At 76.5% G+C, this 4,657-nt stretch carries 4 protein-coding genes and 1 riboswitch; of the genes, 2 read left to right on the top strand and 2 right to left on the bottom strand.

Features of this window, described 5'->3' with window-relative positions; genetic code table 11:
* Window positions 1-2,459: hypothetical protein (locus VF825_RS15990; protein WP_331115115.1), on the bottom strand; the 2,459-nt coding region annotated here is incomplete at its 3' end.
* 97 nt (window positions 2,460-2,556) lie between these two features.
* Window positions 2,557-2,835 carry a DUF4235 domain-containing protein gene (locus VF825_RS15985; RefSeq protein WP_141790622.1) on the bottom strand — a complete coding sequence of 93 codons (279 nt, stop codon included), beginning with the start codon at window positions 2,833-2,835 and terminating at the stop codon, window positions 2,557-2,559.
* 68 nt (window positions 2,836-2,903) lie between these two features.
* Window positions 2,904-3,007, top strand: a riboswitch (TPP riboswitch).
* A gap of 101 nt (window positions 3,008-3,108) precedes the next feature.
* Here VF825_RS15985 and VF825_RS15980 point away from each other — a divergent pair.
* Window positions 3,109-3,762 (top strand): ECF transporter S component, encoded by a 654-nt coding sequence (locus VF825_RS15980; RefSeq protein ID WP_331115112.1) that lies wholly within the window; start codon window positions 3,109-3,111, stop codon window positions 3,760-3,762.
* A partial coding sequence (locus VF825_RS15975) for an ABC transporter ATP-binding protein (RefSeq protein ID WP_331115110.1) occupies window positions 3,743-4,657 on the top strand: 915 nt, incomplete at its 3' end. The genes VF825_RS15980 and VF825_RS15975, both read left to right, overlap by 20 nt.

Here is a 4,657-nt window from a genome sequence, read left to right as displayed (position 1 = left end):
CGCCGGCCGGCGAGCCGCTCGGCCAGCGTCAAGGGACGCGCCGGGGGAGCCGGTGCCGGCGCCGCGGTGGGTGCCGGGGCAGCCGCCCCGGGGGCGGGTTCGGGGGACGGCTGGGGTGCGCGCACCACCGGGATGAGGGTCGGGATGGTGAGGTCGGACGGCTCCGGATCGGCCACCGGCCGGCTGGGAGAGCGACGCACGAGGGCGGCGAGCAGCGCCGCGCCCGAGGTGTCGACGTCCTCCGCCGGGGTGCGGGCCGGCGTCGGGTGGGGCTCCGGCACGCGGACGACCTGGGTGGCCTCGGGCACCGGTCGCGGCGCGTCCTGGATCGTGGCCCCGGCCGTCATCCACGGCGACGTCACCCGCACGGTGGGGTCGAGGCGCAGCAGCGGGGCCTGCGGCGCCTTGCCGTATGCCGCCGACTCGCGGGGGGTCGGCTCCGCCTCGGGCGTCGCCTCGTCGGGGTGGTCAGCCTCCGTCGCGACGACCGGCGCCTGCGCGTCCGGCTCCTCACCGACCGGGCTCGGCGTGGTCGACGGGGTCGCCTCATCGACCTCGTCGTCCTGGGCCTCGTCGTCCTGGGCCTCGACGCCCGGGACCTCGTCGTCGGTCGCGGCGGTCTCGACCGGCTCGGCGTCCACCGGCGCCTCGTCCGCCGCCTCGGCGTCCGCCGCCTCGGCGTCCACGGGCTCGGCGTCCGCCGGCTCGGCGTCATGCTGCTGGGCGTCGACCTGCCCGGCCTCAGGGTCCGCCACGGCTGGCGCCTCGACCTCCCGGGCCTCGGACGCCGCGGGGACGTCCTGCGTCTCGGTCGGCTCCTCGGTGGCCTGGTCCTCGGGCGCGTCGGCAGCCGCGTCGCCGGGGGCGTTCCCCGCCTCACCGGCCTCGTCCTGGACCTCGGCGAGCGCGGGCTGGTCGTCGTCGCGCTCGGCAACCGGCTCGGCAACGTCGGCAGCGACGTCCTCGTCGACCGGCTCGGGGGACCGCTCGACCGGCGCGGGGTCACCGGTCGGCAGGGCGAGGGCCGCGAGGGTGGTCCGCTCCGGCACGGCCAGCGCCTCGATGACGCCGGACAGGCCGCCGAGCTCCTGGGCGATGGCGTCGCGGCGCACGGTCAGCTTCTCGACCTCGCTGCGGGCGTCCTCGAGCGTGCGACGGGCCTCCCCGCGCAGGTCGTCGGCCTCATCGCGCGCCTCGGTGAGGATCCGCGCCCCGTCCTCGCGGGCGGCACGGCGGATCTCCCGCGCCTCGCGCTGGGCCCGGCCCACGTCCTCGGCCGCGCTCTCGCGCAGGGCGCGTGCCCCGGACTCGGCGTCGGCCAGCCGGCGGTCGGCGCGCTCGGTGCGCTGGGCAGCCAGGTCGGTGGCGTCCTTGACCAGCCGGGCCGCCTGCTCCTCGGCGTCGTCGATGAGCCGGGCCGCGTCGGCGGAGGCGAGCTCGAAGGAGGCCTGGGCCTCGCCGGCGACCTGCTCGGCCTGGCGCTCGGCCGCGGCGACGCGCCGCTCGGCGGTGTCCTGGGCCGACTTCAGCGACAGCGCGGCGCGCTCGCGGACCTCGGCGATGATCCGCTCGGACTCGGCGTGCGCCTCGCCCTTGATCCGGCCGGCCTCGACCTCCGCGCCGGCCAGCAGGTCCTCGACGGTCTGCTTGGCCCAGGCGGTCTGCTCGGCCGCCTCGGCCATCGTCTCCTCGGCCGCGGCGTGGGTCTCCTCCAGCTGGCGCTGGCACTCCTCACGGACCCGCTCGGCCTCGGCCTGGGCCTCGTAGCGCAGCCGCGCCGCATCCCGCGCCGCCGCCTCACGCGTCTCGTGGGCCTCCGTCTCGGACTGTGCGCGCAGCTCGGCGGCCGCGCGCTCGGCCGACCCGCGAAGCTCGTCCGCGGTGACCTGCGCCTCGTGCAGCCGGCGCTCCTCCTCGGCCGCGAGGTCGGCCCGGGCAGCCTGGGCGGTGTGCTCGGTCTCCTCGCGGAGCCGCTCGGCCTCCCGCCGGGCCTCGACCACGGAGCGCTCGGCATCGACGACGACGCGGCGGGCCTCCTCCCGGGCCTGGGACCGCAGGGCCTCGGCCTCCTCGCGGCTGTCCCGCTCGAGCTCCTCGGCCGCGCGCTGGGCCACCTCGTTGACCAGGGCGGCCTGGTCGGCGGCGTCCGCGACGATCTGCCGGGCCTCCTCGCGGGCATCGTCGAGCAGGGCCTGGCGCTCGTGGTTCAGACGCTGCGCGTCCTCGCGGGCACGGGCCCCGGCCCGCTCGAGCTCGGCGACCTCCTCGCGCAGCCGGGAGGTCTCGGCCCGCAGGGACTCCGACTCCTCGTGCGCGGTGCGCCGCACCTCGTCGGCCTCGTCGCGCGCGCGTGCGCGAAGCTCCCGGGCCTCGGCCTCGACCTGTGCCATGAGCAGGTCGACGTGCTCCTGCGCACGGGAGAGCAGGTGCACCGCGGGATCGACGCCCATCTGGTCCATCAGGGTCGCTCCGCAGGGTGTGGGGTGAGGATCGCCGGGAATAGTCTCAAACCGTCGCAACCCCGACAAGGGCGGGTCCCACATCGGCGCACACGCCTCAGCTGACCTCGTTGAGGCCCTTGGGCCGGTGCCCGGCGGACTCGGTGTAGTAGCGCGCGGCCTTGCGGGTCGCCAGCAGGCGCGCGACGCCCACGACGACACCGGAGGCGACCGCCCAGCCCACGGCCTCGGGCCACGACACCTCGGGGTCCTCGGGGTTGGCCGGCGGCTCCTTGCCGGTCGCCGTCTTCCAGGCCGCCGTGACCAGCTTCTTGGCCACGATGCCGGCACCCACGGCGGCACCGGTGCCGAGGACCTTCCATGCCACTGCGCCCACGCCGAACCTCCTCGATGGTCGGGCCGTCCAACCTCGAGCCTGTCACGCCGACGGGTGTACCGTCATCTGCAGAACGACAGGGGAGCGCCCTGAGCGCTGAGAGTGCGGTTCGCCGCAGACCCTCGAACCTGCTCCGGTTAGCACCGGCGAAGGGAGTCGGGAATCTCAGGTGCGTGCCCGGCATACCTGCGTGTGGCACGCCAGACGCAGGTATGCCGGGTGCGCACCTCCCCGAGGTATCCACAGGACACCACGGGAGAAGGAACACCACGCATGACCACGCACCAGTCCCCGGCGGGCGCCGTCGCGTCCACCCGCACCATCCCCGCCTCCGGCCGGCTCCTGGCCTGGCGGGGCGTCGACCTGCTCACCGCCGCGATGCTCGCGGTGGCGTTCGGCGTCGTCTTCTGGGGGTTCGACACCTTCGTCTACCCCCTCGTCACCACCGCCACAGCCGGTTTCCCGCCCGCCGGTGAGCTCTCGCTCGGCGTCTGGCTCGTGCCGGCGGTCGTCGGTGGCCTCATCGTGCGCCGCCCCGGCGCCGCACTGTTCACCGAGCTCGTCGCCGCCAACGTCGAGCTGTTCCTCGGCAACAAGTGGGGCGTGGCCGTGCTGCTCTCGGGCCTGCTCCAGGGGCTGGGCGTCGAGCTCGTGCTCGCAGCCGTGCGCTGGCGCCGGTTCGGCCCGGTCGTCGCGGCCCTCGGCGGCGCGCTCGCGGCCGTGCTGGAGATCGTTGGCTACGAGTGGTGGTCCTACGTGCCGGACTACTCGCCGACCTGGAAGGCCCTCTACCTGCTCTTCGGCGTCGTCTCCGGCGCGCTCGTGGCCGGTCTCGGTGGCTGGGCGCTGGTCCGGGCCCTGGCCCGCTCCGGCGCGCTCAACGCGTTCCCGCCCGGTCAGGAAGTCCGTGAGCACCACCTCTCCTGACCGTCTCGGCACCCCGGTCGCCGCAGGCTCGCGGGTCGAGGTCGACCGGCTCACCTGGCGACCGTTCGGCCGGCGCGAGCCGGTGCTGGCCGACGTGTCCCTGACCCTCGAGCCCGGCGAGCGCGTGCTGCTCGCCGGGCCGAGCGGCTCGGGCAAGTCCACGCTGCTGCGTGCCCTCGCAGGCGTGCTGACCACCACCGAGTCCGGGGACCTGACCGGCTCGGTGCTCGTGGACGGTTCCCCGCCGGCCGGTGCCGCGGTGGGCCTGCTCGTGCAGGACCCCGCGGACGCCTCCGTGGCCGGTCGGGTGGGGCGCGACGTGGCGTTCGGCCCGGAGAACCTCGGTATGCCGCGCCCCGCCATCTGGGCCCGGGTCACCGAGGCGCTGCGCTCGGTGGGCTTCCCGCACGGGCTGGACCGGGCCACCGGCGCCCTCTCCGGCGGGGAGGCCCAGCGCCTGGCCCTGGCCGGGGTGCTCGCCCTGCGGCCCGGCCTCGTCCTGCTGGACGAGCCGACCTCGATGCTCGACCCGGCGTCGGCGGCCGTGGTGCGGGAAGCCGTCGTGGACGCGGTGGTCGGCGCCGGCGCGACGCTGGTGCTGGTCGAGCACCAGGTCGAGCCGTGGCTGGACCTCGTCGACCGCGTCGTGGTGCTCGACGGCTCCGGGGCGCAGTGCGCCGACGGCCCGGTGCGGGCGACGCTCGCCGCCGAGACGACCTCCCTGCTCTCCCACGGCGTCTGGGTGCCCGGCCACGGTGCGCCTTCACCGCTGCCGGTCGACCCGGGGCTGTGTGCCCCCGTCGGCGGGGCGCCGGCGGTCCGGGCCGCGCTGGTGGAGGCCTCGGCGGTCACCGTGACGCGTTCCCCCCGCGCAGACCTCGGGGCGCCCGAGCAG

The sequence above is a fragment of the Oryzihumus sp. genome, assembly GCF_036391795.1.
Classification (GTDB): domain Bacteria; phylum Actinomycetota; class Actinomycetes; order Actinomycetales; family Dermatophilaceae; genus Oryzihumus.
The sequence above is the reverse complement of the archived record's forward strand: the minus strand, read 5'-3'. Positions and strand labels throughout refer to the sequence as shown.